The organism is Treponema sp. OMZ 906, assembly GCF_024181185.1.
In the GTDB taxonomy this organism is placed as follows: domain Bacteria; phylum Spirochaetota; class Spirochaetia; order Treponematales; family Treponemataceae; genus Treponema.
This window is the reverse complement of the sequence record NZ_CP051196.1, coordinates 14,244-38,970: the sequence shown is the minus strand read 5'-3', so window position 1 is coordinate 38,970 and position 24,727 is coordinate 14,244. Positions and strand designations below refer to the sequence as shown.

Here is a 24,727-nt window from a genome sequence, read left to right as displayed (position 1 = left end):
CGAGGATTCCGGCTTTCATACGGAACAATCACGCTCTTTTGCCCTGCATGATGCCTTCTTTTTCCTGCAGGAATTGCATCGAATAAAGCTGATAGTAGTGTCCTTTTTTCTGCAGCAGTTCTTCGTGCGTACCGGCCTCAATCATCCTGCCTTTTTCGATAACGATGATTTTATCGGCATTGCGGATAGTGGAAAGGCGGTGCGCCACTACGAACGAGGTTCTGTTTTTCAACACGGCGGCAATCGCTTTTTGAATTTTTTGTTCCGTTTCCGTATCGACGGAAGAAGTGGCCTCGTCCAACACAAACAGGCGCGGATTCCGCACAAGCGTACGTGCAAACGAAATCAGCTGCTTTTGCCCCGTTGAAAGTAAGCCGCCGCCTTCGCCTACCTGCGTTTGGTAGCCATCCGGCATCGTGGAAATAAATTCGTGAGCGTCCACGAGCTTTGCCGCCGCGATAATTTCTTCTTCCGTTGCATCAAGCTTGCCGTAGCGGATGTTCTCTTCGATTGTGCCCGAAAACAAATGAGGTGATTGCAGTACATAGCCGAGGTTTTCGTGTATCCATGTTTCCGGCATTTCAGTGTAGTCGATTCCATCAATTAAAATACGTCCCTGCTTCGGCTCATAAAATCGGCAAAATAAATTTACGATAGTCGACTTTCCCGCCCCGGTAGAACCGACGAGAGCAAGCGTTTCACCGGCCTGCACCGTCAAATTAAAATCGGTTAAAACGGGTTCGCTCTCCTTATACCAAAATGATACGTGCTCAAACCGTACGGTTCCTTTTATAGCAGGACGCTGCACTTCCGTCGGATTAAGCGCGGCGCCGTATTTTTTGATAACCGCTTCCGTATCCTGAATATCAGGCTTCTCTTCCAGCAGTGCAAAAATCCGTTCCGCCGCTGCTTGTGCCGATATCAGTTCCGCAAATAGCGTGGATGCTCCTGCAAGCGGGGCGTTGAACTGAGTAACATACGAAAGGAATGCAACAAGCAGTCCCAAACTAATCGCCTGCGAGATAACAGCATTTCCGCCGTAAAAGACAACCAGCCCCGTACCTAACGATCCGATAATCTGTACCGAAGGCATCAAAATAGAAGAAAGCAAAATTCCACGTATCGAAGCAGCCTTCATCTTCTCCGTTTTGGCGAAAAACTCTTTTGCGTTCAACTCCTCTCGCACGAGCGTCTTGGTCGTCTTTGCGCCTTGAATATCTTCGTTATATGCCGCCGTCAGCTGCGCATTTACCGCCCGTACTCTCCGCTGCGCTTTTAATATCTTTGCACGCAGATAAATGCTCAATGCAATAATCAGTGGGAATGTCGTTAATACAATAAGGGCGAGTTTGATATTGTCATGGAACATCGTAAAGATGAGCGCGAATAACATAAAAAAGCCCCACAATAAATCGGATATGCCCCACGCCACCAGCTCCGATAATTTATTGATATCCGAGGCGATACGCGACATAAGAGAGCCGACTGAATTCGCATCGTAAAATGAAAGAGAAAGACTTTGTAAATGATTAAAGCAACGGATTCGTAAGCGATTGCACATCTTTACTTCGACCGTGCCGATTGTCATAATGTAGAAAAACGTAACGAGAACTGCGAACACTATGAAGACACTGGTCAGCACAACGACCGGAATAAAATTCTGTAAATTCCGCTCTTTTACAAAAACGTCGATAACATAGTTGGTGATTTTAGGTTGTGCAATTGCGCAGATTCCTTCAAGCCCTGAAAAAATGAAACCTAAAATAAAGAGCAATTTAAAGAACGCAAATTCTTTTACAATCCGCTTCCAAACTCCGCCGTTAAACTTTTGGTTGTAATCGTTTTCTTGATCTTGTTCCATAATAGTACCTTGTCGTTACAATGTATTGGGGCTTTTCAAAAAATTCAATTAATTCTCGTAATGTCCACGGCAGGAAAGGATTTCTAAAGTATTTTTACTCACTCGGTACACAAGCCTATTCACGTCATCAATACGGCGACTCCAAAACCCGCTCAATTCGCCCTTTAGAGACTCCGGTTTACCTATACCGTCAAAGCTTCCCCGTTCAATATCTTTAAGCAGCATATTGATACGCTTTATTGTTTTTTTATCTTGTAGTTGCCAATATTCATAATCTTCCCAAGCTTCATCAAACCATATTTTTTTTCATTCTATGCCTCGATAAGCTCATGCTCTACGCCTTTCCCAGCATTCAGAGCCTCAATGCCGCGGCGTAAGTGAGCCATGTTGCTTTCACTGTAAAACGGATCCGTTGATATTTCAAACGGTATTTTTTGTTTCCGAACCGCCGTTTTTGCAAATACGCAAAATGCTGTTGTCATAGTCATCCCAATGTCGGAACAAAAAGCTTCAAACTGCTTTTTTAGGTTCTCGTCCATACGGATATTTATGTTTGTCTGTGCCATAGTAGTAGCTCCTTTTATCTTTATTGTAGATAGATTTATTGATAGTGTCAATATAATTTCAACTTTAGAGATATCATACCGGAAGTTTTGTTGACTTTGTACTACCGGTTATTCGTGCAATATTACATCATCATATTGACACTTCTACACTGCCTATCAATACTATTCGGACAAACATTTCTCTGCATAAGGAACTTACAATGAATAAAAACGACTATATCATCCGTTTGGAAAGAAAAGAAGAATACCGTGATGTTGAAAACCTTGTACGAGAAAGTTTTTGGAATGTGTACCGTCCGGGGTGTCAGGAACATTATATTCTCAAGCAGCTGCGGGATGATCCGGCATTTGTGCACGAGCTTGCTTTTGTGATGGAAAAAGACGGGAAGCTGATCGGGCAGAATATCTTTGTCAGGGCTCTGATTAAAACTGATGACGGACGCGATCTTCCGATTATGACGATGGGACCGATTTGTATTGCGCCGGAACTAAAGCGGCAGGGCTACGGAAAAATACTGCTGGATTATTCTCTTGATAAAGCAATGGCGCTCGGCTGCGGTGCGGTGTGCTTTGAAGGCAATATCGATTTTTACGACAAGAGCGGATTTACCTACGCGAGTGCATACGGTATCAGGTATCACGGATTGCCGGAAGGCGCAGATGCTTCGTTCTTTCTCTGTAAAGAATTAATTCCCGGCTATCTGACCGGTATTACCGGAGAATATGCTACGCCGAAGGGCTATGCTGTCTGCGATGAACATCCGAATGACTTCGCTGTGTATGAGGCAGGTTTTCCGTACAAAGAGAAGTTAAAGCTGCCCGGACAGATTTTTGACTGAAATAAGCGGGAATAGTTGACCGGTTGTGTGGATAAACAATGCTGCAATAATCGATTTTACAGGTATCTCTTGAATGTTTTTTTCATTTTAATCATAGTATCTATCAACCAGTCAAACTGTTCTTTCCATTGCGCTCTATCAGTAAAAATAACATTTTTCTTGATAACGATTCTACTCGCCTTTCTTTCCGGTAATTCTCGCCAATCAAAAGTTAATCCTGAATCTGATTCAATAGAGTTCTTATTCTGTAATAAAGAATGGAATAGGTCTTTATCTTCACTGATATATAGTTCCAAATCCAGTTCATTGCGTTTTTGAATTTGTGATACCGCAATATGACAAGCAGATGATCCTATACTGAAATTCATCCAGTGATCTTGAGAGGGCTTTCTACGATTAAAATTATTTGCAAATAGTTGATTTTGGAAAGCATAATTTTGAAATTCAACCCAATAATTATACCGTTGTTGTTGTGTTTCATTAGCCACTTCACTACTTTTTACTTCTTTTGCCCAATCGTTCGGCTTCTCAATAACTTCAAATTTTACAGCTGGATTAGAATTCCCAATACGATAGAGTTTAATCTCGCAGAGAAAGAAGCCAATTCTATCATCGGTATGATTATTCAGCCATTCGATTGCCGCTTTATGTTCTTCACGAGCGTGCTTTACGACCCATATAATCATATCTGCTGATTTACCGGCCGCGTAGGTTATCAACTTCCCGAGGTGGTCATGATTTGTGTCTTCCAGTTGATTTTCAATAATAATTTTTCTGTCTGTCCCTGTTTCTGACGCGAATATATCTACTTTAAAATCACCCACAGAAGTTTCTGTACCATCTACCGTAATATCAAAGCCTACTGCATCGGCAAGAAGCGCTATGTTATCGTCTTGCGAAAGCCATGGAGTAAAATCTATAGCCTCATGTGGCCATATTGTTCGCAAATCTTTTATCTCTTCTAACTTAGTTAAATTCTGCATATCTTTCTTCCTTATCTTCCACCGATGAGTTCATACTTTTTTTAAGAAGTTCTAAGAATGTATTATTTCGAGCTTCTGCATCATTCAACATTGTATGATATGATAAAATAAAAACATCAACATCAACTTCCTCAGCTTTACGCGGATCAGGTATTATCGATTGTAATTTATGATACACATCTCCCAGTGAAAAAACTTTTTTGAAACTGTCTTCTCTTAAAGATGCTTCAAATTCTATGTCGAAATCAATAATACCATAGAACCATATCCGCTGAATTTTATTGGGATAATATTGAATAAGACGACGTGCTCTCTCTCGTAATTGATCTAGTATTCTTCTCTTGTCGCCTATAGGCAATCCTAATTTTTTTAATTCAATGATAACAACATCAAATGTTTGTGCAGCATTGGGATCATTTGAAAAAATAATAGTTATATCCGGTCGACCGGTTTCCTTATCACTATAAATATGAGTTCCTTCTTCATTTATATCTCCATAGATAGTTTCAATATCTTTATCACTTAGTATTTTAGTGTAAGACATATATCTATCATCAAGTACCCATGCATTATTATGAAAGTAGTCTGCGATAACTTTATCGCTACTCGAATACGTTTTTTTCATAGGAACAATCAAGTTATGTATTGTTGCTTCATCATCATCTGTTGTAATTGCCTGTAATTTTTTTATAATTTTTGCCCTATATAAAATATATTCAACAAGAATTTTTGATGACAAATTTAATGACTTTTCATATTGTTCATTATCTAAATTATCTGCCTCCAGGATTTCTTTTTGATCATTAAAAAAAGAGGCTTGAGCATCTACCAATAATTTATTTTTATCAACAAGTCCTATTGACATCTTATCAACATAACTATACAAATGCGGATATGTTGCCTTTATATCATCTGAAGTTTGTATGTTATATTTTTTAATATCAGGCAATTCTTCTTCTATAATCTTAGCGACCATATTTATAAAAGTTTTTTGTATATATTTATAGTCGGATTCACTGATATCCATTTTATCTCTTGCTGCATTTGTTTTACCATCAAATTGTGTGGAATATAAAAGGAAGATCATTTTATAATTGGCAATACAATTTTTATCGGTAATGATTTCAACCGGTATTGTTCTATCATCAGCACAGATAGCGCTGATGATACTATTTTCGGTATACGTTTTTTCAATCGAGTAAAGAAGTTTAAAGGTATCAAAAAAACTTCGCGTATCCTCTATTGATTTCTCTTTTAACTCCGGTAATTCTCTTAGGTCAAAAATAGCTGAACTATGCTGGAATTCAAAACTCGGATCCTCTTTCAGTATGTCTAACGATATGGATATTTTTAATTTATTATTTTGTAATTTTAATTTGTATAATTGAGGTAAAAAATGATAAATAATATTTTTCTTTAATGGCTCAGGTCGTATAAAATCATGTTTATATAGTTTTTCTTTCCGGTATTCTGAAAACACAAGTTTTGTCTTTTGGGAAGTATCAGTTGTTCTTGCAATATTACATTCACCATCAAAGTCATCATCAAAGGTAAATTTCCGATACTGCTGATTAAACGTACTTTCTATTTCAATTTTTGAGAAAAAATTAAGGAAAACTAATCTTCCAATTCCTTTATGTTGCTTGTCATCAGCAGATAGAACATTACAAAATTTTTCAAAGTTTTTATCGGTGAAGCCTTCTCCATTATCAATAATTGTTATATTTAATGTCTTATGGTCTGTGAATTTATCAATAATAATGGCAATATCTATATTAGTTGCTCCTGCATCAATAGCATTGGCAATAGCTTCGTAGTATACATACTCAAGAGAGGTGTTGGGAAAAAATAAATTAGCGGCTTGTTTAGTAACTATTTTCATAAAGCTCTCCTCAGCTTTTATACTAAATTTAACAATAATTGTATCATATTTACTCTAAGACTTCCAGTTGCCCCGAAAATTCGCTCAGATGTTTCTCTACGTAATCTTATAAGTTGTTATAAAATATGGGTTTCTTCCATCCCTACCCCCTCCCCTGTTTCTTAGCACGCGAAGTCAAACCCTTCCATCTTCTTCCCATACAGCTCGAACAAAAAAGCCACACAGGAGGCATCGTCGAGGAAGGCTGTTTTACGATAGAGCTTATCCACAGCGGAATCAAGGGTGGCGTGCGCTTTGGTGAATACCGAAAGTCTGCCGAATAAAATACGGCTGCGATAAAAAACAGTTTTTTTACATCTATAATACTGTATACAGCAAGCATTCTCCATGCAAGGCCAAACGTACAGGCAATCAGGGAAATCGCTATGGACGGATAAATTGAGTTTCCTTTTTTATCAAATCGGACACAACCGTTTAAGAAGTGCAGCAGAAAAAGCAGGACAATCGGATATGACGCGCATAAAAATACGGTGAGCCGATACGTGGCCTAAAACTCGTTGACCGGTATGCAAACTCTATTATCAGCGCTGCAACTGCTATAATTTTAATTGTCCTTTATAGGAACCCGTCTGCTTTTTATGCTATACTTTTATCGTTATGCGTTCCGAACGGCTTTTTGAAATCGTCTTTATTCTCCTCAATAAAAAACGAACGACGGCGCAGGAGCTTGCGAAAAAATTTGCTGTATCGATTCGTACCGTGTATCGTGATATTGATATTTTAAGCTGTGCCGGTATTCCGGTGTATACGGTGCAGGGAACAGGCGGCGGAATTTTTATTGACGAAACATACACCATCAATAAATCGATTGTAACACAAGAAGAGCAAGATAAAATTCTGCTCGCCCTGCAATGTTTATCGCCTGTTGACGAGATACATACCGAATCGATTTTAAACCGATTGTCTGCTGTCTTTCAGCGTCATGCCGATTGGGTTAAGGTTGATTATTCTCGCTGGGAAAACAAAAACGACACGTCCATTTTCGATACGGTTAAACAAGCCATCTTGGAATGCCGTGCGCTCCGCATTGAATATCTCAGTTCCTATGGAGAAAAAACTGAGCGTACGATTTATCCGCTTCGCCTTTTGTTTAAATCCAAGACGTGGTACGTTGAAAGTTTGTGTACCGACAAAAATGCTTATCGGCTTTTCCGGTTAAACCGTATGGTTTCCGTTATGCAGACAGTAAGCACATTTAAGCGTACGGAATTGCTCAACAAGCTACCTGACCGTACAGACTATTCCGATGCGCTGACGCTTACGAACATAAAATTAAAATGCACCGCCGGAATCGCCTATCGGTTTTATGATGAATTTCCTCCCGATCTTATCACAAAAAATATGGACGGCTCGTATACGCTTTCAGTATATCTTCCGATCGATCATTGGCTGTACGGATTTATTTTGTCGCTCGGTACCGAGGTAGAAATTCTTGAACCGGAAACTCTAAAACAAGGAATAATCGATTTTGCTGAAAAAATAGCGGCGCACCATAAAAAAGTTTAAATGTTTTTTCAAACCTGACATACCGTGTCAGCTTTCTATGGTACAATAGGGCATCTTACTATCCTACAGGAGTCACAATAACCTATGCCAAGACCTACCACCAAAGCCGATTTAATACAAGCTGCAAATGAACAATTCGCAAAACTATGGACGTTAATCGGCGAAATGTCTGACAAAGAAAAGAGCGCGGATATTGTTCCGAACGAACGCGATAAAAACGTGCGGGATGTTTTGGTTCATCTATATGAGTGGCACTGTCTTCTGCTGAATTGGATACGGTCAAACACAAACAGGAATCCTGCCCCTTTTTTGCCGGCGCCCTATAATTGGAAAACCTATCCTCAGATGAATGTTGTTTTTTGGGAAAAACATCAAAACACATCATATACCGATGCAGAAACAATGCTCAAAAAAACGCATAAAGAGGTGATGGCGCTTATCGAAACATTTTCCAACGAAGACCTTTTTTCCAAAGGCGCTTTCGATTGGACAGGAACGACAACGCTTGGCAGCTACTGCGTGTCTGCAACTTCCAGCCACTATGATTGGGCGTTCAAGGATATTAAAAAAGCCTTGAAAAAATATAGAGCACGATAACAGCCATCTCTCGCAACTAACTCGACCGCTTTGTACTAATCGAAAAAGATACTGGGTCTTATCTACATAGAGATAATGATCTTCCCGTAATACTTTAAAACTCTGTACGCCGATCGGCAATTTCCGTGAAATGTTCATACTGTCACTATAATACGGTTACTGCTTTTCTGTAATTTAACAAACGGCACGGCAATCAATCACTCCGATGCAGAGCGCAGCTGAGAAGCGGTAGGTATTCAATTTTGCTATGAATCACCGATCTCGATTACTCTGAATATCATAAATACGTTTATATAGGCCGTCGTGTTGTATCAGCTCACGATGCGTTCCTTGTTCCGTAATCTTTCCCTTTTCCAAAACGATAATAATGTCGGCATCTTTTATGGTAGCGATGCGGTGAGAAATGATAATCACCGTTTTATGCTTGCTCTCCTTTTTTAAGGCAGCTCTGATTGACGCATCGGTTTCCACATCGACTGCAGAAAGTGAATCGTCAAAGATCAAAATAGGGGCATCCTTTATCAGTGTTCGTGCAATCGCCAGCCGCTGTTTTTGTCCGCCTGATAGAGAAACGCCGCGTTCCCCGACAACGGTCGAATATCCGTCTGCAAAATAGTGAATCTCTTCGTCTAAGGCTGCGATGCGGGCGTATCGTTGTGCGGCGGCATCGTTCGTATCGGGAGCGGCAAGTTTAATATTTTCCATAATTGTTTTAGCGTAGAGAAACGGTTCCTGCAAAATCAGTCCTATCTGCGACCGTATCCAGCCCTTGTCTATCGAATGTAATTCTACGCCGTCTATTGTGATAGAACCTGATGTATAGTCGTAAAGCCGGTCAAGCAGATGCACCAGCGAACTTTTCCCCGAACCGGTCGGCCCTAAAATTGCCGCCGTTTGTCCCTGTTTGATGCTGAACGAAACATTATCCAAAACAGGCGTATTCTCCGCTCCCGGATAAGCAAACGACACGGAATCAAAAATGATGTTGCCCTTAATCTCCGGTTTTTTCTGTGTGGGGAAAAGCTCCTCAGGTTCCTCGCGGAATAGCTCTTCAATACGGCCGACCGACACACATGCCTTGCCGATATTGCCGAGAATCCGTCCGAGCTGCCGTACCGGCTGTATCAGTATACCGATATACGAGATAAACGCGATCAACATTCCTACTGAAATTTCACCGCGGTATGCTAAGAAGCTTCCGTAGAGGATAACGATAAAAATCTGGATGTACGATAAAAAATCGGAACCCGACCAAAAAAACGCAAAGCAGCGTATCACGATCAAATTCCGCTTCATATACGCCTCGCTGGCCGTTTTGAATTTTTCCATCTCGTATTGCTGACGGGTAAAAGCCTTAATCACTCTAATACCCGTAAGACTTTCTTGGAGAACCGCGGTCATTGCCGCTTCCCGATCTGCTGCGGTTTTAAACTGTTTTTCAATTACATAAAAGAAGATACCGGAAAAAATAGCCGTAATCGGTAATACCGCGCATGACACAAGCGCCAGCTTGATGTTCGACTGTATCATCAAAAAGACTGTGTATATAATTAAAAATACCGAGCCGACCGTTTCGGGAATCTGAGAATACAATGCAATGCGGATAGTATCTATATCGGAGGTACAGCGTTGGATAAGATTGCCCGTTTTTGCATTTGCGTGATATGTGTATGGTAATAGCTGAATATGATTATACAACCGGTTCCGTACATTTTGAATAACCCGCTCGGTTGCTGCATTTGCCGTATTCATCTGCAAAAACGTAAATATACTGCGGCATATCGCAAATGCAAGAATCAGAGCGGCCATAATAAGCAGTCCGTTTGTCCCCTTTGCAGCCGCTCCGAAAAGTGCAACGAGCCGTTCAAGGGCTGTATGCGTAAGCGGTTCATTGCCCAACACCGAATCAACAGTGATTTTGATTAAGCCCGGCTGCAAAGCTGCGGCAATCTGAGCAAGCAACACAAACATCAGAGCAAGTAGGTATAAGGGGCGATGGCCTTTTAAATATGAAAAGAGCCGAACAAGGTTTTTCACGGCGTTTATTATAACAGGAGCATCCGTTGTATTCTATGCACCTTGCTCAAGAATAGTGCATAATTTATAATCCTTAATTATAAAATCATGAGTTTCGCATTATGAATTTATTTTACGAGGTGTTACATTAAATGCACAAAAAGTATGTTTTTTTAGATTCGGGGATAGGCGGCTTGCCATACTTCCGGTACTTTCATAAAAAAGCACCGCAAGCATCGGCTGCGTATGTAGCGGATTTGGAACATTTTCCCTACGGAGAAAAAACGCGGGAGGAAGTGATTAAGTATGCCCTCGATGTTACGGAAAAAATAATAGACCGGTTGAATCCCGCAATGATTATTGTTGTGTGCAATACTATGTCAACGGCTGCCCTCGATGCGCTGCGCAAACACTTTTCAATTCCTTTTATCGGTACTGTACCGGCGGTAAAGGTCGCAGCAGAAGTTAGCGCGAATAAACGCATCGGAGTTATCGCCACGGCACGGACAATCAACGACCCGTATCTTGATAACCTCATTGAATCATTTGCTGCAAGGTGCACGATCGAAAAACGAGCTGATCCCGAATTAGTTGCAAAAATTGAAAACGGCCTCATTACCGCTCCTGATGAAGAAAAACGGAAGGCGGTAATGCCTGCAATCCGGCAGTTTAAAGATGCCGGTGTCGATACGATTGTACTGGCATGTACGCATTTTCTGCATCTTGCAGATATTTTTACCGAATGCGCTGCGCCGTCAATTAAGATTGTTGATTCCCTTCCCGGCGTGGTCTCTCACGCTTTGGAGGTTCTCCCCCCGCTACCCGGCGTAGAAGTATGCCGCAGTAGCTGCTATGTTACGGGCGAAATCACCGATCGCATCGACCGGCTGTACCGTGGCTATTGCGAGCTTTTCGACCTCGACTGGAAGGGAGAGCTGTAATGCAGGGGCTGGTATTAAGCGGCGCAAATAACTTTTTTGCAGTACGCACGCCCGAAGGAAACGTAGTACGCTGTTCTATTAAAGGAAAAAAACTGAAGGAAATTCGAGGGTATTACAACCCCTTAGCGCCCGGCGATACGGTTGATATCGAATACGATACCCTCCATCCCGATCAGGGGCAAATCACCGCACTCATACCGCGGCGCAATGGTTTTGCTCGCTGGAATCAGAAAACACGCAGTCCGCAGCTCTTAGCTGCAAATATCGATTTACTGCTCTGCGTTACCACTCCTGCCAATCCCCCCTTCCGACCGCGCTTTACCGACCGCACGCTGGTACAAGCCGCTGCAGAAGATATCCCTACACTCATCATCGTAAATAAAATCGATTTGGGGATTCCGGAATCGATACGGGAACGTATACGAGATTGGCAGCGTATCGGCATACAGGTATGTGAGGTATCGGCAAAGACGGGAGAAGGCCTTGAATTGCTCGCATGTCTCCTCTCGGGTAAAACCTGTGCCGTTACCGGACAGTCGGGCGTCGGAAAGTCAAGCTTGCTGAACAGCCTTGATCCCAGCCTTGCGCTTAAAACCGCCGATATTTCGTTTAAGTACGATCGCGGTATCCATACGACAACGCAGGGCGTTTTTTTACCGATGACCTTTACCGCTCACGACGGAACGCGGCTGCCGTTCAACATCATCGATACGCCCGGCATCAGACACTTTGCGCTGTGGGGCATTAAACCGGAGGAGGTCATCTTCTACTTTCCCGAAATGGAGACCGCAGCAATACAGTGTGCTTTCGGGCTTTCCTGCTCACATATTCACGAACGCGGCTGCCGTATCTTGGAAGAACTGGACGCAGGACATATCCACCCCGACCGCTACGAAAGCTGGCGTTCTATGCGTGACGAACTAACACTGCTTACCGCAGACGAATACTAGGAAATGAAGTATCAAATAGGCAATTTATCAAGGCAATCATAAGGCCTGTTCAGCGCTTGAGGTGATAATCCCGATAGAAAGAGAGCCTTTCTATCGGGATTTTTTTTACCTTACCGTGCAAGCAGCTTGTCTTTCCGATATTGCCGTCATCATCCGCAATGTCCTTTTGCGAATAGGAATAAGCAGGTAACAAGTTTTCATTATCCAACTTGTTTAATCCGTTAAAGCTAACGTAAGCTGAAATAGTCAATAGTTTCATTATTGAGTAATTCAGTTTGGCAAATGGACTTATGACAAATTGCTTTTGAGAACCCCGTGAGGCAAAATTGAATTCAACTCGCCCTCCGAAATGAAAAGCACGGTGAAAGAATCGCGCTTGATATTCGGAAGCCTTTCGCCGTTGATCAGCATCTCCTTTCTCTATGACAATTTGTAAAAGTCGCTCTATTTCCTGTAGAGGATACGGACGAATACTCGGTGCATCATTGATCAATCCTGCTCCTTCCCAAATCGACAAATCTTCATAGAAGGGATCGAATAAATCTACCGGCGCTTGTGCAAAAAGATGTGCCGTATAAATCGCTGTAAACAATACAAGAGTGCATATAATTTTTTTCATAAAAATCTCCCATAATACTATATAAAATCCTTTAAAACTAGGTCAACATTGTTGAAAAGTCAAGGGCTTTGGTTATTGATTTACTGAGTAACGTCTTCATTCCATTTTGTAAATCAGTAAAAACACTCTTGACATTTGAGGGGGGGGGGGGGGGGGGGGGAATATGGAAGAGAAGTTTCAACTTTAAACTGCTTTAATAATTAAGACAGTTTAAGCCATGGAGGTAAAATAATGAAACAAAAAAGATTGATTTCTTTTATCGGAACGGTTTGTGTATTTATGGGTGCACTGTTTATGATGACCGGATGTCCAACTCAGCAAAATCCTCAGATCGACTCATCGCAAGTTAAAGAACAGGATGAAAAACCGAAACCGCAGACTTTTACAATTACGTATGAGTTCCCCGATTGTACATCAACTACCGGTTTTTCTAATGATTGGAAGCTAAAATCACAGACTGCAAAATCAGGGGAAGAAATAACGCTTGCAAAAGACGGCAGTGAAAGTACCTCCGGCAAACCGTGGAAAGTCGAATATGTAAAACATAAGGATAGTAAAGCTATCAAAGGATGGAGTAAAAGCAAAAATAGCGAGACAGTTGACTATGCCTTCGGTGAAAAAATAAAACCTACCGGTAATATGACGCTCTATCCTGCCTTATCGAAATATGGAATGGGAGATGTTATTGATGGTAAAACGGTGATCTATGTCCGGCACGGTAAAAAAGATAAAATACAAACCCAATTTTTATTGGAAGGGACGTATACGGACTATAATGTGATCGGAGAAAATTGGCGGTATATAGCAGCGGATGTTGATGCCGGAAAGAATTCCGAAAAAAAGCAATGGAGTTCATTAGCAAAAAATATAATTTCGTCAAACGGCATCGGAGGCGGTAAAGAAAATACTGAAAAAATACTAGCAGCATATTCGCATGATGATGAAACAAATAATGCCGCAAAATACTGTAAACACATAAGCCCGAACGGATATTTGCCATCAGAAGCTGAAGTATTCCTTATATTTAAGGCAATAAGGGATAAAAAGATAACGGGGCTTCCAACTTTTTCTCAAATAACACATATAGGAGGATCATTTTCCGGGGACGTAGCACATTTTTGGACATCGACACAACACGATGTATCTAATGCGTATGCCATAAATTTAGTCAAAGATGAGTTGATTTATAGCGGAAAAACAGAAAGAGCGAAAATAAAAGCAGAAAGTTTCGTTTGTCCCATTATTTACTATGATGATGACGGAAATGTTGTAAAATAGACTGTCGGCAGTTGTGCAGCAATGTACAACTGCTCAACGACAAGTTTTTATAGCGAAGAAAAAACGCTTGAAGACGTAATCCCGATAGAAAGAGAGTCTTTCTATCGGGATTTTTTACCAAATGGTTTTTATCGTATACAACGGAATGTTCTCATCCCTCGTTATCATGGTTAATTCATTTTCTTTAGCTTGTGCGATGAGGAGTCTGTCAAATGGATCTTTATGAATATCAGGTAAACTTTTTATTCTTTCCGCATCATATTCTGTTGGAAAAAGATACACAAATTCTTCATTTTCCAAAACATTCTTCAACCTCGGAATATCAATCTTAAAATCAAGTGTTCCTTTCGCCTGCTTTATTGCAATTTCCCATAATGAAACATAACTGAAAAAACATCGTTTCGTTTCCATTAGATTTCGTGCTGTTAAAGAAAGTTCATTGCTGCCGGTTACGTACCAAATGATTGCATGAGTATCCAACAAATACATCACATATACTCCGCAAACTCTTCAAGCGGTTCGTCAAATTCACGTGACATTTTGCAAGGAATATCTTTCAAACAGCCAAAGCCTTTTTTGGAGCTTTTGGGTGCAGTATTTTTTTCTGCTGTAGTAAATTTAAAGAAAATATAGTCCACATAAGAAGATACCTCTTCAAGCGCTGCTTGCGGAAGCAATTTCAATTTTTTTTCGAGAGTACTGTATGGCATAAGACACCTCCTCGTACATTTTGACTATATCATAAATTCTATTTCTTGCAATTCCCTGCCCCGATATTACACTATCGAGGCGGGGGATAATGCCAAAGGCTTTACCGTGCAAGCAGCTTGTTCAAGCGTTTTACAAAGTCGGCGGTGTCTTTGAGCGTACTGCCTTCAAGCAGCAGCGCCTGATCTAACAGCACAAATGCAGTGTCGGCGATGAATGTTTCGTCATCGGTATCTTTTAGCCGCTGCAAGATGGGGTGTTCCGCATTGATTTCCAAAATGGGCTTTACCTCGCCGCGGAGCTGCTGCCCCATTGCCCGCATCATGCGCTCCATTTGCAAGCTCGGATCGTTTTCGTCCACGACAATACACGAAGGTGAGTCGGCAAGCCGTTTGGAAAGGCGTACTTCTTTTACCGCATCGCCGAGCGCATTTTTAATCTTTTCAACAATCGGCTTAAAGTCTTTTTCCTTCTGCTTTGCTTCTTTCTTTTCTTCGTCAGTACTCAGCTCTTCGTCGGAGCCGGCGCGGTTTGCAGCCTTGAGTTCCCAATCCTTATACTTGCCGACGGAGGGAATCACGATATCGTCAATTTCATCCGGCATAATCAACACTTCCAAGCCCTTTGCCTTGTATGCTTCCAAGTGCGGGGACTGCCTCAGCGCCTTTTCATCGCCGCCGGTGATATAGTAAATCGCCTTTTGTCCTTCCTTCATCCGCTGTACGTAGTCGGCAAGACTCGTCCATGTGTTTTCCTCATTCGTTGTTCTAAAGCGGATCAGTTCCAAAAGCTCGTCGCGATGTTCATAGTCGCTGTATAAACCTTCTTTTAACGGCCGGTTATATTCGGCGATAAAGGTTTCGTATTTTTCCTTATCATTTTCAGAGAGCTTTTTAAATTCACTCAAGAGTTTTTTTACCGAGGCGGAGCGGATGTTGTTCAAAATACGGTTCTGCTGCAGGATTTCGCGGCTGACATTGAGCGGCAGGTCTTCACTGTCGATAATACCGCGTACAAACCGTAGATACACCGGCAGCAATTCTTTCTCATCCTCCGTGATAAACACCCGCTTTACAAAAAGCTTTACGCCGGGCTTGTAGTCGGCATGGTACATATCGAATGGAGCCTTTGCCGGAACATAAAAGAGCGTGGTGTACTCCAGCGTCCCCTCCGCCTTGGTGTGGACATATAAGAGCGGATCGGTAGAATCGTGCGAAAGCGACTTATAAAAATTCTTGTAGTCCTCGTCTTTCAGCTCAGACTTCGGCTTTTGCCACAGCGCGCTTGCATCGTTGATTTGCTCGCTCTTTGCTGCCTGCGATTTTTCGTTCCCCTTATCATCATATTCTTTGTGAATATAATGGAGATAAATCGGGAAGGCTATATGATCCGAATAGCGTTTGATAATGTCTTCAATCTTCCAGCGACTTGCAAATTCGGAATCTTCATTGTTCAGATACAGGGTGATGCAAGTACCGTTAGCCCCTTCGGGAACGTCATCGATGAGCGGGAACGCCGAATCATCGGTTTGCTCCAGTTCATATTCGCCCTTGCCGTCGGAAATCCACTTCCATACGGTAGTTTCACCTGCTTTTTTCGAAATCACTTCGATCTTAGATGCAACCATAAAGGCTGAATAAAAACCGACGCCGAATTGACCGATCAGGTTGGAGTCTTTTTTATCATCCGCGGCAAGCTGCTCCAAAAATGCCTTGGTGCCGGAGCGGGCAATCGTACCGAGGTTGTTTTTGATATCCTCATCGTTCATACCGATACCCGTGTCGCGGATAGTCAGCGTCGGCGTTGCGGCATCTTCGTTAAACGTAATATCGATACGGGGATTGAATTGCAGATTTTTTAATGCGGCATCCGATACGGTCAGATATTTCAGCTTATCGAGCGCATCGGAGGCATTCGACACCAGCTCCCGCAGGAATATTTCCTTATTTGAATACAGAGAATGGATAATCAGGTGGAGCAGCTGATTAACTTCCGTTTGAAACTCATACTTTGCCATGCTATAACCTCAAGTTAATAAAAAATTTTAAGCGGTCTGAAACTGTTTATTGCCGCTATTTATTGAAGATAGCGAAGAATAAACACTATCGCTTTTGAGCCTTTGCTGGTTCTAAATGAAAAGGCAGATTAAATGTACTCAAAATAGTGGAAAACGGCAAATCAGCGTATTCCAATGCAGAGTACGAATATTCACCTTTCCATATAAATCAAACTATTTTTTTGGCATCCTAATTTTCTTTTTTTATTGTTGATTTTTCCATTTTTATCCCTTATACTAATACGGTAGAGTTAGCTCATTGATGAACAGTCTTTAAAAATCTCAATTTTTTAGGGACTTCCCTTAGGTATCTTTTGTGTGTATCCGCTTTGGGTATCCACAATTACATAATATCTTTCCGGATGGAGTATGCTATGGTATCATTAACCGTTAACGGCCGGATTGTTGAAGCCGAAGAAAATCAAAAACTCATCTATTTTTTACGGGATACATTGCGTTTAACTTCCGTTAAAAACGGTTGTATGGAAGGTGCATGCGGTACTTGTACTGTTTTAATAGACGGAAAACCGATGAAGGCCTGTGTACAAATTACAAACAGATTAGTGGGAAAATCGATCATGACGATTGAAGGCTTCCCCGAACGTGAATATGCCGTGTATCAATACGCATTCGCGCACTGCGGTGCGGTGCAATGCGGTTTTTGTATTCCCGGTATGGTTATTTGCGCAAAAGCACTTATCGATACAAACCCCGCCCCCTCTCCTGCAGATGTAAAACAGGCAATCCGCAATAATATTTGCCGCTGTACCGGCTATGTAAAAATTGAAGAAGCTATCTTATTAGCAGCAAAGATGTTACGTGAAAATATACCCGTGCCGGAAGCAAAAATCGAAACGGCGGTAGGCAGCAGTGCGCTCCGTGTCGATTCATATACAAAAGCGGTGGGATCTGCCGAATATGTCGACGATATGTATCCGGACGGGATGTTGTACGGAAGCGCCGTACGCACTGCATATCCGCGAGCAAAGATATTGTCTATCAATACCGAAGAAGCGGAGAAGATGCCCGGCGTTCATATTGTAATGACAGCAAAAGATCTTCCCGGTATGCAAAAGATCGGACACTTAAAAAAAGACTGGGATGTGCTTATTCCCCTCGGTAAAGAAACGCACTATTTGGGTGACGCCATCGTTCTGATTGCTGCCGAAAGTCGCGAGATTTTGGAAGCTGCAAAAAAAGCGGTAAAGATCGAATACGAAGAACTACCGCCCGTGTGTTCTATGGCAGAAGCAATGGCAGAAGATGCACCTCATGTTCATGAAGGCGGGAATCTCCTTTCAAAAGAACACCTCGTGCGCGGCAATGCCGATGAGAAGCTAAAAAATTCAAAGTATGTCGTTTCACACCACTATTCCGTTCCCCCCACCGAACATGCCTTTTTGGAGCCGGAAACGGCAGTGGCTATGCCGGACGGAGAAGGCGGCGTCATTATTTATTCGGGGGATCAAGGTATATATCAAACAAAACGGGAATGTTCGGAAGCGACCGGCTTGCCCATCGACAAGGTACGGGTTATCGCAAAGATGGTTGGAGGCGGATTCGGCGGCAAAGAAGATATGAGCGTGCAACACCATGCGGCTATCCTTGCGTTAAAGACCGGACGCCCCGTAAAGGTAAGCTTAAGCAGAAAAGAGAGTATTATTATCCACCCGAAGCGGCACGCGATGGAAATGGATTTTACACTCGGCTGCGACGAGAATGGTTACCTAACCGGCTTAAAAGCCGTGCTCCATTCGGACACCGGCGCTTATGCTTCGCTCGGTGGGCCGGTACTACAGCGTGCCTGTACTCATGCGGCAGGGCCGTATAACTATCAGGATATCGACATACTCGGCTGCGCGTGGTACACCAATAACCCGCCGGCCGGTGCATTCAGAGGATTCGGCGTAACGCAAAGCTGCTTTGCCGTTGAATCGTGCATCAATCTATTGGCGGAAAAGGTCGGCATCAGTCCATGGGAAATTCGCTACCGGAATGCAATCCGCCCGGGACAAGTACTGCCGAACGGCCAATATGCCGACGATTCAACCGCTCTTGTACAAACCCTCGAAGCGGTAAAGCCATATTATGACGCTCATCCAAAGGCAGGTATCGCGTGTGCCATTAAAAACTCCGGACTTGGAGTCGGTATTCCCGATTTCGGACGGACGACTTTGCGGCTACAGGCAGACGGTGTGCATATCTATTCGAGCGCGGCCTGTATCGGGCAGGGAATCGGAACAATTTTATTACAGATTGTCAGTCACGTACTTAATTTACCACGCTATCTTTTGCACTACGAGACACCCGACACTAAATTTGCTCCCGACGCAGGAGAAACAACCGCCTCACGTCAAACCGTATTTACCGGCGAAAGTGCTCGCATGGCTGCTACCGACGTCAAAAAAGCGCTTGAAGAAGAACTGCAAAAGCGCGGCAAAACAGGTAAGCTTTCCGAACACATAGATATACTGCCCGAGCTGTTTACTGCTCTGAGTACCAAAGAATTTTTTGCGGAATATACCTATCCGACGGACAAACTGGGTTCCGATAAACCCCATCCGGTAAGTCATGTTGCTTATGGATACGCAACGCACCTCATCGATTTGGATGAAGAAGGAAAACTCGCGTATGTGGAAGCTGCACACGATGTTGGCCGCGCGCTTAATCCGATTTCGCTGCAAGGGCAGATCGAAGGCGGCGTCGTGATGAGCCTCGGATATGCGCTAACGGAGGACTATCCGCTGCAAAAGAGTGTTCCGACCGCTAAATTCGGTACGCTCGGCTTGTTTAAAGCGCCGCAAGTACCGCCGATAAAGGTCGATATTATCGAACATAACGATAATGAACTTGCCTGTGGAGCGAAGGGAATCGGTGAAATTGCCAGTATTCCGACAGCGCCTGCGGTTGCTCTTGCGTATTATAACCGCGACGGTATCTTTAGAACAAAGCTTCCATTGGAAAATACGCCGTATAGCCGGAAAAAGTAAACGAAAAAAGCCGATTAAACACATCACGTGTTCAATCGGCTTTTTACTATTTTGACGGTTGCAAGTTTTTTACTTTATCGCTTCCGCGAGATTATTCGCATTCAAAAGGCGAATATTGTTTGCCGTATCCTGTACAAGCAAGCCTTTTTCCGTAACACTTATCGCTGTGTACGGAAGAACGGTTACACTCGATTTCGCTTGCATTTCGAGATTATTGTTGAAGCGCGCAAGGTAGTTTTTGCCCGATTGCTCAATTACGGCATAGTAGCTGTCATCAGCCTGTATTAAAAGACTCTGGGCAGCAATAGGTACTGTCGCCTGCTTGGTCATTTCAAGTGTACGAGGGTTAATAGCAACCAATGTAATCATCTGATTACCGGATTTTGAACCGGCAATCGCGATAAGGGAATCCGTTCCTTCGATAAGGGCACGCCCGCGTATGGTATTCAGCGATGAGGTTTTCAGCGGTTTTTCCGTTTTAAGGTCAAGTAGCACCACTTCTGAAAGCAAAGAACCGGAATCAACTACTTTCAACATGGCTCCGGGTAATGCAGACGCAAAAGCCGCCTCATCTTGAGCTTTCCGCTCCTCCCGCTTTTCTTCGATAATTTTCCGGGTATCCGCAGCAACATCTTTCCGGTCGCTTTGGGCTTCCTGCTCTTTTGTATCGGCAAATTGCTTTTCGGAAGAAGCTTCACGTTCTTTATCTTGAGCTTGTTTTGCAGCTTCATTGGCAGCCTTCTGCTTTGCATCGGCTTCTTTCTGCTTTGCCGCTGCGTCCTGATCACCTTTTTTTGCTGCATTTGCTTTCTCTGCAGCAGTTTTATCTTTATCGCTTGCTTCTTGCTTATTTTTTGCGGCTTCTTGCTGTTTTTTTGCAGCTTCTTCGGCTGCTTTACGATCATTCGGATTTTTCTGAGCCTGCTTCTGCGCTGCTGCTGCTGCTTTTTCGGATTGGGCAGCCTTCTTCTTTGCCGCTTCTGCATCCTTCCGAGCTTTTTCCGCATCTTGCTTTGATTGAACCGCAGCTGTCTTTGATTTATCAGCTTCCTTTTGTGCAGATGCAGCTTCATTCCGTTTTGTATCAGCATCTTTCCGAGCCGCGGCGGCATTTTTCTGTGCAACATCCGCACGATCGCGGGCGGCGCTGCTTTCGCGCTCTTTCAGGTCGATCATGTCTTTGCGTGTCGCGATATCTTTATCATCTTGCTCACGCATCTTGTCAACGACGTTCTTATCGGAGAGCGATTTTGTATCGATCGTGCTTAACGTACCACTGTATTTCTGATCGGAGAGCGGAATAACAATTTGTGTCTTTCCCGGCCATTCATCATAGCGTAGCGCCAAACCGACTTTATCGGTAGCCAAATTCTTGATAACAACCGCTTTATACTTACTCTTAAACATATTCATGTCGCCGCGGTATACTGCGTTGTAAATCGTTACAAAATGGGCAATTGTCTTCGCATCTTTTTCGGAGTATCCATAGGCGCGTTGTAAATAACCGGCGATAATAACCCGTAAGTTGTTGATATGGTCTACCCTAGCCCCGCTTCCGATAATCATGATATCGGCATCGAGACCAGTCTTCACCGACGGATCGACCGCGTGGATAACGGCGTAGCGATTCGTATCACCGGCGCGTCCTCTTTGGGCAGCCCCTGCAAGCGATTCCCCGATTTCTGCGATAGCCCGCAGCGTATCGATTTCGGCATGAGGCCCTGTGTAGTTGATAAATTCAATCGGCGTATTTCCGGCCTGCTTCAGTTCACTTTGATCGACCTCTATCGCAAAAGCCATACTCATAAAGGCAAATGTACAGAGGCATACAAGCGCTATTCTTTTCATTGAACAACCCCTTTCTATGAAGATGATACGGAGAAACTCACACCCTCGGTATCCCGGAGGAAAAGAGCTTCTCAGTAAAACAAAGTTCAGTTTTATTCTACTATAGTTTTTATCTTTTGTCTTGCATACTGTTTAATATTTTCGGGAAAAGCACTCGCTGCGATGGTAAATAGTGCTTTTACAGCTGAACCGGCAGTCTGTTTATCACCATATTTTGCAATTTCAGTCAAAGCATCACAGGCGGCATACGCGGGTTCATAGACGCGTACCCCACAACGCTGTAGCAACAGTTGTATCGATTCGATCGAACTTGTGTCAGGGTCGGCAGCAATAAATCCCAATGCACGGATAATTGCGACAGCTAAGGTTGGGTCGGAAGTTTTTGATGCCTCATCGAGTAAAATCGTCCGATACTCCAATGATTCTAATAGTCCGAGTAATTCCGCTGCCCGTGCCCGCTCATAAATCGTAAAATTGTATGGGAAATACGCTGCCTTCTGATTGTTTGTTAAAATAGTTTGCAGGGTAAGTGCGTATGCCGCTTCATTTGTACCGAGTGTTCCTTTTGTAATGGCTTCATCGATGCTCGATAGTAGTGAGCCCGTATCTCCATAGGGAACGAAAAAAGGAAGTACTTGCGTTTTTTCTTGTGTTTTCAAAATGTGATACTGAGGCGGCGCTTCCGGCTGCGGATTGCTTTGCATAATTTTTGTATCCAGTCGCCAGCTGTTGATGACCCAATCATCAACGGCAATAAGGATGCCGCTTGATGTAATAACCGGCAGAAAAGCGGAGGCGGCAATTTTTTGTTCCCGCTTTACGGTTCCCGTTCCGCTGATAATTGCTGCTATACTTTTACAGGCAATATAATATTCACCATCCGTCTTGGAATAATATACTGGAAGCGCTATGCGGCTACTCAACTTTGCCATCCAGTTAATTTTATTTGAGGCAATGTCCCGCCCCGAAACGGTACCGTCGGCATATATGCACACCAGTTCATCGCCGGAATTTTGTATAAACAGCGGAACGGGCTCCTGCGCTTGCCAAACTGCAAAACCATTGTCGGTTGCTGCACCGACTTTTTCTTGCCCTACGGTTTTTCCATTCTGTCCGGCATTGGTTGTATGCTGTGCGACGGCTTCAGCGGTTGTTTTCCTGTTTCCAGTAGAGACCGTTTCGCTGCGGTAATAGGCGAGGATGCCGTCACCGGTGCTCATCACATACCCGCCGGGAGCAGCGGAAAGTACGGCAATATCTTTTTTTAAAGTCTTTGTGTTTAACACCTGTCCGGTGAGGGAAATAGTTAAAAAATCTTTGTTCGTAAGGATCAGCAATAATGACGCTGCTCCCGTTTCGCATAACTGCCGGGCCGGCGGAGAGGATAATTTCACCTGCCACTTAAGTTTCCCTTTTACGGAAAAACAGTAAAGATTGGATCGCGTAAGTACGCATATTCTACCGTCGGTTGTACTGTAAGGGGCATAGATAGCCGGTTCCGGCAGCTGCACCGACCACAGATAAATCCCCTGACCGGAAACAGCCTGCAGCATCCTCGACGCATCCGCAATAATCAGTATACCGGAATTGGAAACGGTCAAAAACGGTTTTATCGTTCGTTCAATATTTCTCCGCCACACAAAGGAACCGGTGTAATCGATACAGTTAAGAGCCTGATCCGAGCTTAACGTATAAATATATTCTCCATGTAAGACCGGATCGCAGAGTGTTTCGCCCGCCATAACCGCCGACCATTGGGCTTGCTCTATTTGTGCGGTTTGTGCAGTAAGTAGGCTTACCGGGATAAATAAAAGAACGAACGAAAGGATCGCTGTAGATAAGGTGACTAAAAAATACTTCGAGTTTTTCATCGTATAAAAATTCCTAAAAGTTCGCAGTGGTGCGTTTGCGGATAAAAGTCGAATAACCGGTACTCAATAAATCGGTACCCCAATGCGGTTAGTTTTTTTGCATCGCGGACAAAGGTTGCGGGGTTGCAGGAAACATAGTGAATACGCGGAATTTTTGCTTGCCCCAAATAGATAAGGACTCGTTCATGGATACCCTGCCGCGGGGGGTCGATAACGATGGCATCATAAGTGAGTTGTGCAGCGGGGATATCCGGCCAATCGGCATCGGAAACTGTATGGAAAAAGCATCGGCAGGGGCTGTTTTTTTCCGCAATAATCCGGTCAAGATTTTGCTTTGCCGTGATAAGTGCCCGTTCGTTGTGTTCCACCAAGTGAAGTTCGGCCGCTTTGCCCGTTAAAAAAGCGGAGAACGTACCGACGCCGGCATAAAAATCGAGTATTCGTGTGCATCGAGGAAGATCGGATACCGGTTCAATCAGTTTTTCCAGCACTGCAATATTCGACTGAAAAAAGCCGAATACGTTAAAGTTCAGTACGGTACCATTTACCCGTGCCGAAGCATTGGGGCGGGCAGGGCTGTACACCACCGCATCTTGTGCAAAAACATGGAGCCGATCTTTATCCATCTTTTTATTATGAGGAAAAAGTTTTTGCAGTCCGCCTTGCTGCAAAACGGTACGCAACGCAGGTGCCGCAATAGGACAGTCGCGTACGGGAATAACCGTGTTGCTCGAAAACCCATGCATCCCGATTGTTCCGTTTTTATCCGTATGGAATTGAAACCGATTTCGATATTCCCATGCGGGTCCCGCAATAAAAATCGGTGGACGTTCCGGCGTAATATGCGCCCTGTCGAAAAGCTCTGCAACCATTATCTGCCGGAGTGATTGCTGAAAGTCGTCATCCGCAATTTGCAGATTACATCCGCCGCAGTGTCCGAAATACGGGCAGGGCGGTTCAATCCGGTGCGGAGAAGGAGTAAGAACTTTTTTAATGGCGGCTTCGCTGTAATCGCGTTTATTTACCGTAACGGTAATATCGAGTTCTTCATCGGGAAGTGCAAAGGGGATAAACACGGTTTTCCCGTCAACCCGCGCAAGAGCTTTTCCTCCGAATACGATCTTTTCCGTAGTAACCCGCATAAAGTGTAGTATAC

Annotated in this window: 21 protein-coding genes and 1 pseudogene; 7 read left to right on the top strand and 15 right to left on the bottom strand. The window is 43.4% G+C overall.

The window, feature by feature from the left end:
* Positions 1 to 28: 28 nt before the first annotated feature.
* From E4N69_RS00175 to E4N69_RS00165, 3 genes are read right to left on the bottom strand one after another with little or no spacing between them, the layout of a single operon-like run.
* Positions 29 to 1,861, bottom strand: a complete 1,833-nt coding sequence (locus E4N69_RS00175) for an ABC transporter ATP-binding protein (RefSeq protein WP_253824085.1) — start codon at positions 1,859 to 1,861, stop codon at positions 29 to 31.
* A 48-nt stretch (positions 1,862 to 1,909) separates the two neighbouring features.
* Entirely contained in the window at positions 1,910 to 2,161 is a 252-nt protein-coding gene (locus E4N69_RS00170) for a Txe/YoeB family addiction module toxin (RefSeq protein ID WP_253824905.1), read from the bottom strand.
* Between the two features lie 11 nt (positions 2,162 to 2,172).
* On the bottom strand, positions 2,173 to 2,427 hold the full coding sequence (locus E4N69_RS00165; protein ID WP_253824084.1) for a type II toxin-antitoxin system RelB/DinJ family antitoxin: 255 nt from the start codon (positions 2,425 to 2,427) through the stop codon (positions 2,173 to 2,175).
* Positions 2,428 to 2,627: 200 nt separating this feature from the next.
* Between E4N69_RS00165 and E4N69_RS00160 the strand changes: the two genes are divergently transcribed.
* Positions 2,628 to 3,266 carry a GNAT family N-acetyltransferase gene (locus E4N69_RS00160; protein ID WP_253824083.1) on the top strand — a complete coding sequence of 213 codons (639 nt, stop codon included), beginning with the start codon at positions 2,628 to 2,630 and terminating at the stop codon, positions 3,264 to 3,266.
* A gap of 56 nt (positions 3,267 to 3,322) precedes the next feature.
* Here E4N69_RS00160 and E4N69_RS00155 read toward each other — a convergent pair whose 3' ends face one another.
* The 3 genes from E4N69_RS00155 to E4N69_RS12740 all read right to left on the bottom strand — a co-directional run bounded on the left by E4N69_RS00155 (position 3,323) and on the right by E4N69_RS12740 (position 6,520).
* Positions 3,323 to 4,249 (bottom strand): DUF4268 domain-containing protein, encoded by a 927-nt coding sequence (locus E4N69_RS00155; protein ID WP_253824082.1) that lies wholly within the window; start codon positions 4,247 to 4,249, stop codon positions 3,323 to 3,325.
* Entirely contained in the window at positions 4,233 to 6,131 is a 1,899-nt protein-coding gene (locus tag E4N69_RS00150) for an ATP-binding protein (RefSeq protein ID WP_253824081.1), read from the bottom strand. Before E4N69_RS00150 ends, E4N69_RS00155 begins: the two co-directional genes overlap by 17 nt.
* Before the next feature lie 161 nt (positions 6,132 to 6,292).
* On the bottom strand, positions 6,293 to 6,520 hold the full coding sequence (locus tag E4N69_RS12740) for a type IIL restriction-modification enzyme MmeI (protein WP_371922352.1): 228 nt from the start codon (positions 6,518 to 6,520) through the stop codon (positions 6,293 to 6,295).
* Positions 6,521 to 6,788: 268 nt separating this feature from the next.
* Here E4N69_RS12740 and E4N69_RS00145 point away from each other — a divergent pair, with 268 nt between their 5' ends.
* Positions 6,789 to 7,697: a helix-turn-helix transcriptional regulator gene (locus E4N69_RS00145; RefSeq protein ID WP_253824080.1), complete on the top strand. Its 909-nt coding sequence runs from the start codon at positions 6,789 to 6,791 to the stop codon at positions 7,695 to 7,697.
* 84 nt (positions 7,698 to 7,781) lie between these two features.
* Positions 7,782 to 8,294 carry a ClbS/DfsB family four-helix bundle protein gene (locus E4N69_RS00140; RefSeq protein ID WP_253714730.1) on the top strand — a complete coding sequence of 171 codons (513 nt, stop codon included), beginning with the start codon at positions 7,782 to 7,784 and terminating at the stop codon, positions 8,292 to 8,294.
* 18 nt (positions 8,295 to 8,312) lie between these two features.
* Here E4N69_RS00140 and E4N69_RS12735 read toward each other — a convergent pair.
* Together E4N69_RS12735 and E4N69_RS00130 are read right to left on the bottom strand one after the other, a co-directional pair.
* A pseudogene (locus E4N69_RS12735) lies at positions 8,313 to 8,432 on the bottom strand (AAA family ATPase); the annotation flags it as partial.
* 114 nt (positions 8,433 to 8,546) lie between these two features.
* The gene (locus tag E4N69_RS00130) at positions 8,547 to 10,331 is read right to left on the bottom strand and encodes an ABC transporter ATP-binding protein (protein WP_253824079.1); all 1,785 of its coding nucleotides are present in this window, start codon (positions 10,329 to 10,331) and stop codon (positions 8,547 to 8,549) included.
* Between the two features lie 131 nt (positions 10,332 to 10,462).
* Between E4N69_RS00130 and murI the strand changes: the two genes are divergently transcribed.
* Together murI and rsgA are read left to right on the top strand one after the other, a co-directional pair.
* On the top strand, positions 10,463 to 11,251 hold the full coding sequence (murI, locus tag E4N69_RS00125) for a glutamate racemase (protein WP_253824078.1): 789 nt from the start codon (positions 10,463 to 10,465) through the stop codon (positions 11,249 to 11,251).
* A complete protein-coding gene (gene rsgA, locus E4N69_RS00120; protein ID WP_253824077.1) occupies positions 11,251 to 12,201 on the top strand; it encodes a ribosome small subunit-dependent GTPase A in 951 nt (316 codons plus the stop codon). Before murI ends, rsgA begins: the two co-directional genes overlap by 1 nt.
* A gap of 49 nt (positions 12,202 to 12,250) precedes the next feature.
* Here the strand turns inward: rsgA and E4N69_RS00115 are convergent, their stop codons facing one another.
* Complete coding sequence (locus E4N69_RS00115) at positions 12,251 to 12,820, bottom strand: hypothetical protein (protein ID WP_253824076.1); 570 nt, start codon at positions 12,818 to 12,820, stop codon at positions 12,251 to 12,253.
* Between the two features lie 231 nt (positions 12,821 to 13,051).
* On the opposite strand from E4N69_RS00115, the gene E4N69_RS00110 reads away from it, so the two are divergent.
* A complete protein-coding gene (locus E4N69_RS00110; RefSeq protein ID WP_253824075.1) occupies positions 13,052 to 14,098 on the top strand; it encodes an InlB B-repeat-containing protein in 1,047 nt (348 codons plus the stop codon).
* Positions 14,099 to 14,212: 114 nt separating this feature from the next.
* Here E4N69_RS00110 and E4N69_RS00105 read toward each other — a convergent pair whose 3' ends face one another.
* The 3 genes from E4N69_RS00105 to htpG all read right to left on the bottom strand — a co-directional run bounded on the left by E4N69_RS00105 (position 14,213) and on the right by htpG (position 16,823).
* The gene (locus E4N69_RS00105) at positions 14,213 to 14,587 is read right to left on the bottom strand and encodes a type II toxin-antitoxin system VapC family toxin (RefSeq protein ID WP_253824904.1); all 375 of its coding nucleotides are present in this window, start codon (positions 14,585 to 14,587) and stop codon (positions 14,213 to 14,215) included.
* Complete coding sequence (locus tag E4N69_RS00100) at positions 14,587 to 14,808, bottom strand: DUF2281 domain-containing protein (RefSeq protein WP_253824074.1); 222 nt, start codon at positions 14,806 to 14,808, stop codon at positions 14,587 to 14,589. Before E4N69_RS00100 ends, E4N69_RS00105 begins: the two co-directional genes overlap by 1 nt.
* 101 nt (positions 14,809 to 14,909) lie before the next feature.
* The gene (htpG, locus tag E4N69_RS00095) at positions 14,910 to 16,823 is read right to left on the bottom strand and encodes a molecular chaperone HtpG (RefSeq protein WP_253824073.1); all 1,914 of its coding nucleotides are present in this window, start codon (positions 16,821 to 16,823) and stop codon (positions 14,910 to 14,912) included.
* A 413-nt stretch (positions 16,824 to 17,236) separates the two neighbouring features.
* Here htpG and xdh point away from each other — a divergent pair, with 413 nt between their 5' ends.
* A complete protein-coding gene (xdh, locus tag E4N69_RS00090; protein WP_253824072.1) occupies positions 17,237 to 19,852 on the top strand; it encodes a selenium-dependent xanthine dehydrogenase in 2,616 nt (871 codons plus the stop codon).
* 69 nt (positions 19,853 to 19,921) lie between these two features.
* On the opposite strand, the gene E4N69_RS00085 is transcribed toward xdh, so the two are convergent.
* The 3 genes from E4N69_RS00085 to E4N69_RS00075 form a co-directional block, all read right to left on the bottom strand.
* Positions 19,922 to 21,700 (bottom strand): P83/100 family protein, encoded by a 1,779-nt coding sequence (locus tag E4N69_RS00085; protein ID WP_253824071.1) that lies wholly within the window; start codon positions 21,698 to 21,700, stop codon positions 19,922 to 19,924.
* A 92-nt stretch (positions 21,701 to 21,792) separates the two neighbouring features.
* Entirely contained in the window at positions 21,793 to 23,571 is a 1,779-nt protein-coding gene (locus E4N69_RS00080; RefSeq protein WP_253824070.1) for an outer membrane protein assembly factor BamB family protein, read from the bottom strand.
* The gene (locus E4N69_RS00075; RefSeq protein ID WP_253824069.1) at positions 23,568 to 24,713 is read right to left on the bottom strand and encodes a class I SAM-dependent RNA methyltransferase; all 1,146 of its coding nucleotides are present in this window, start codon (positions 24,711 to 24,713) and stop codon (positions 23,568 to 23,570) included. The genes E4N69_RS00080 and E4N69_RS00075 overlap by 4 nt, the downstream gene beginning before the upstream one ends.
* Between the last annotated feature and the right edge of the window lie 14 nt (positions 24,714 to 24,727).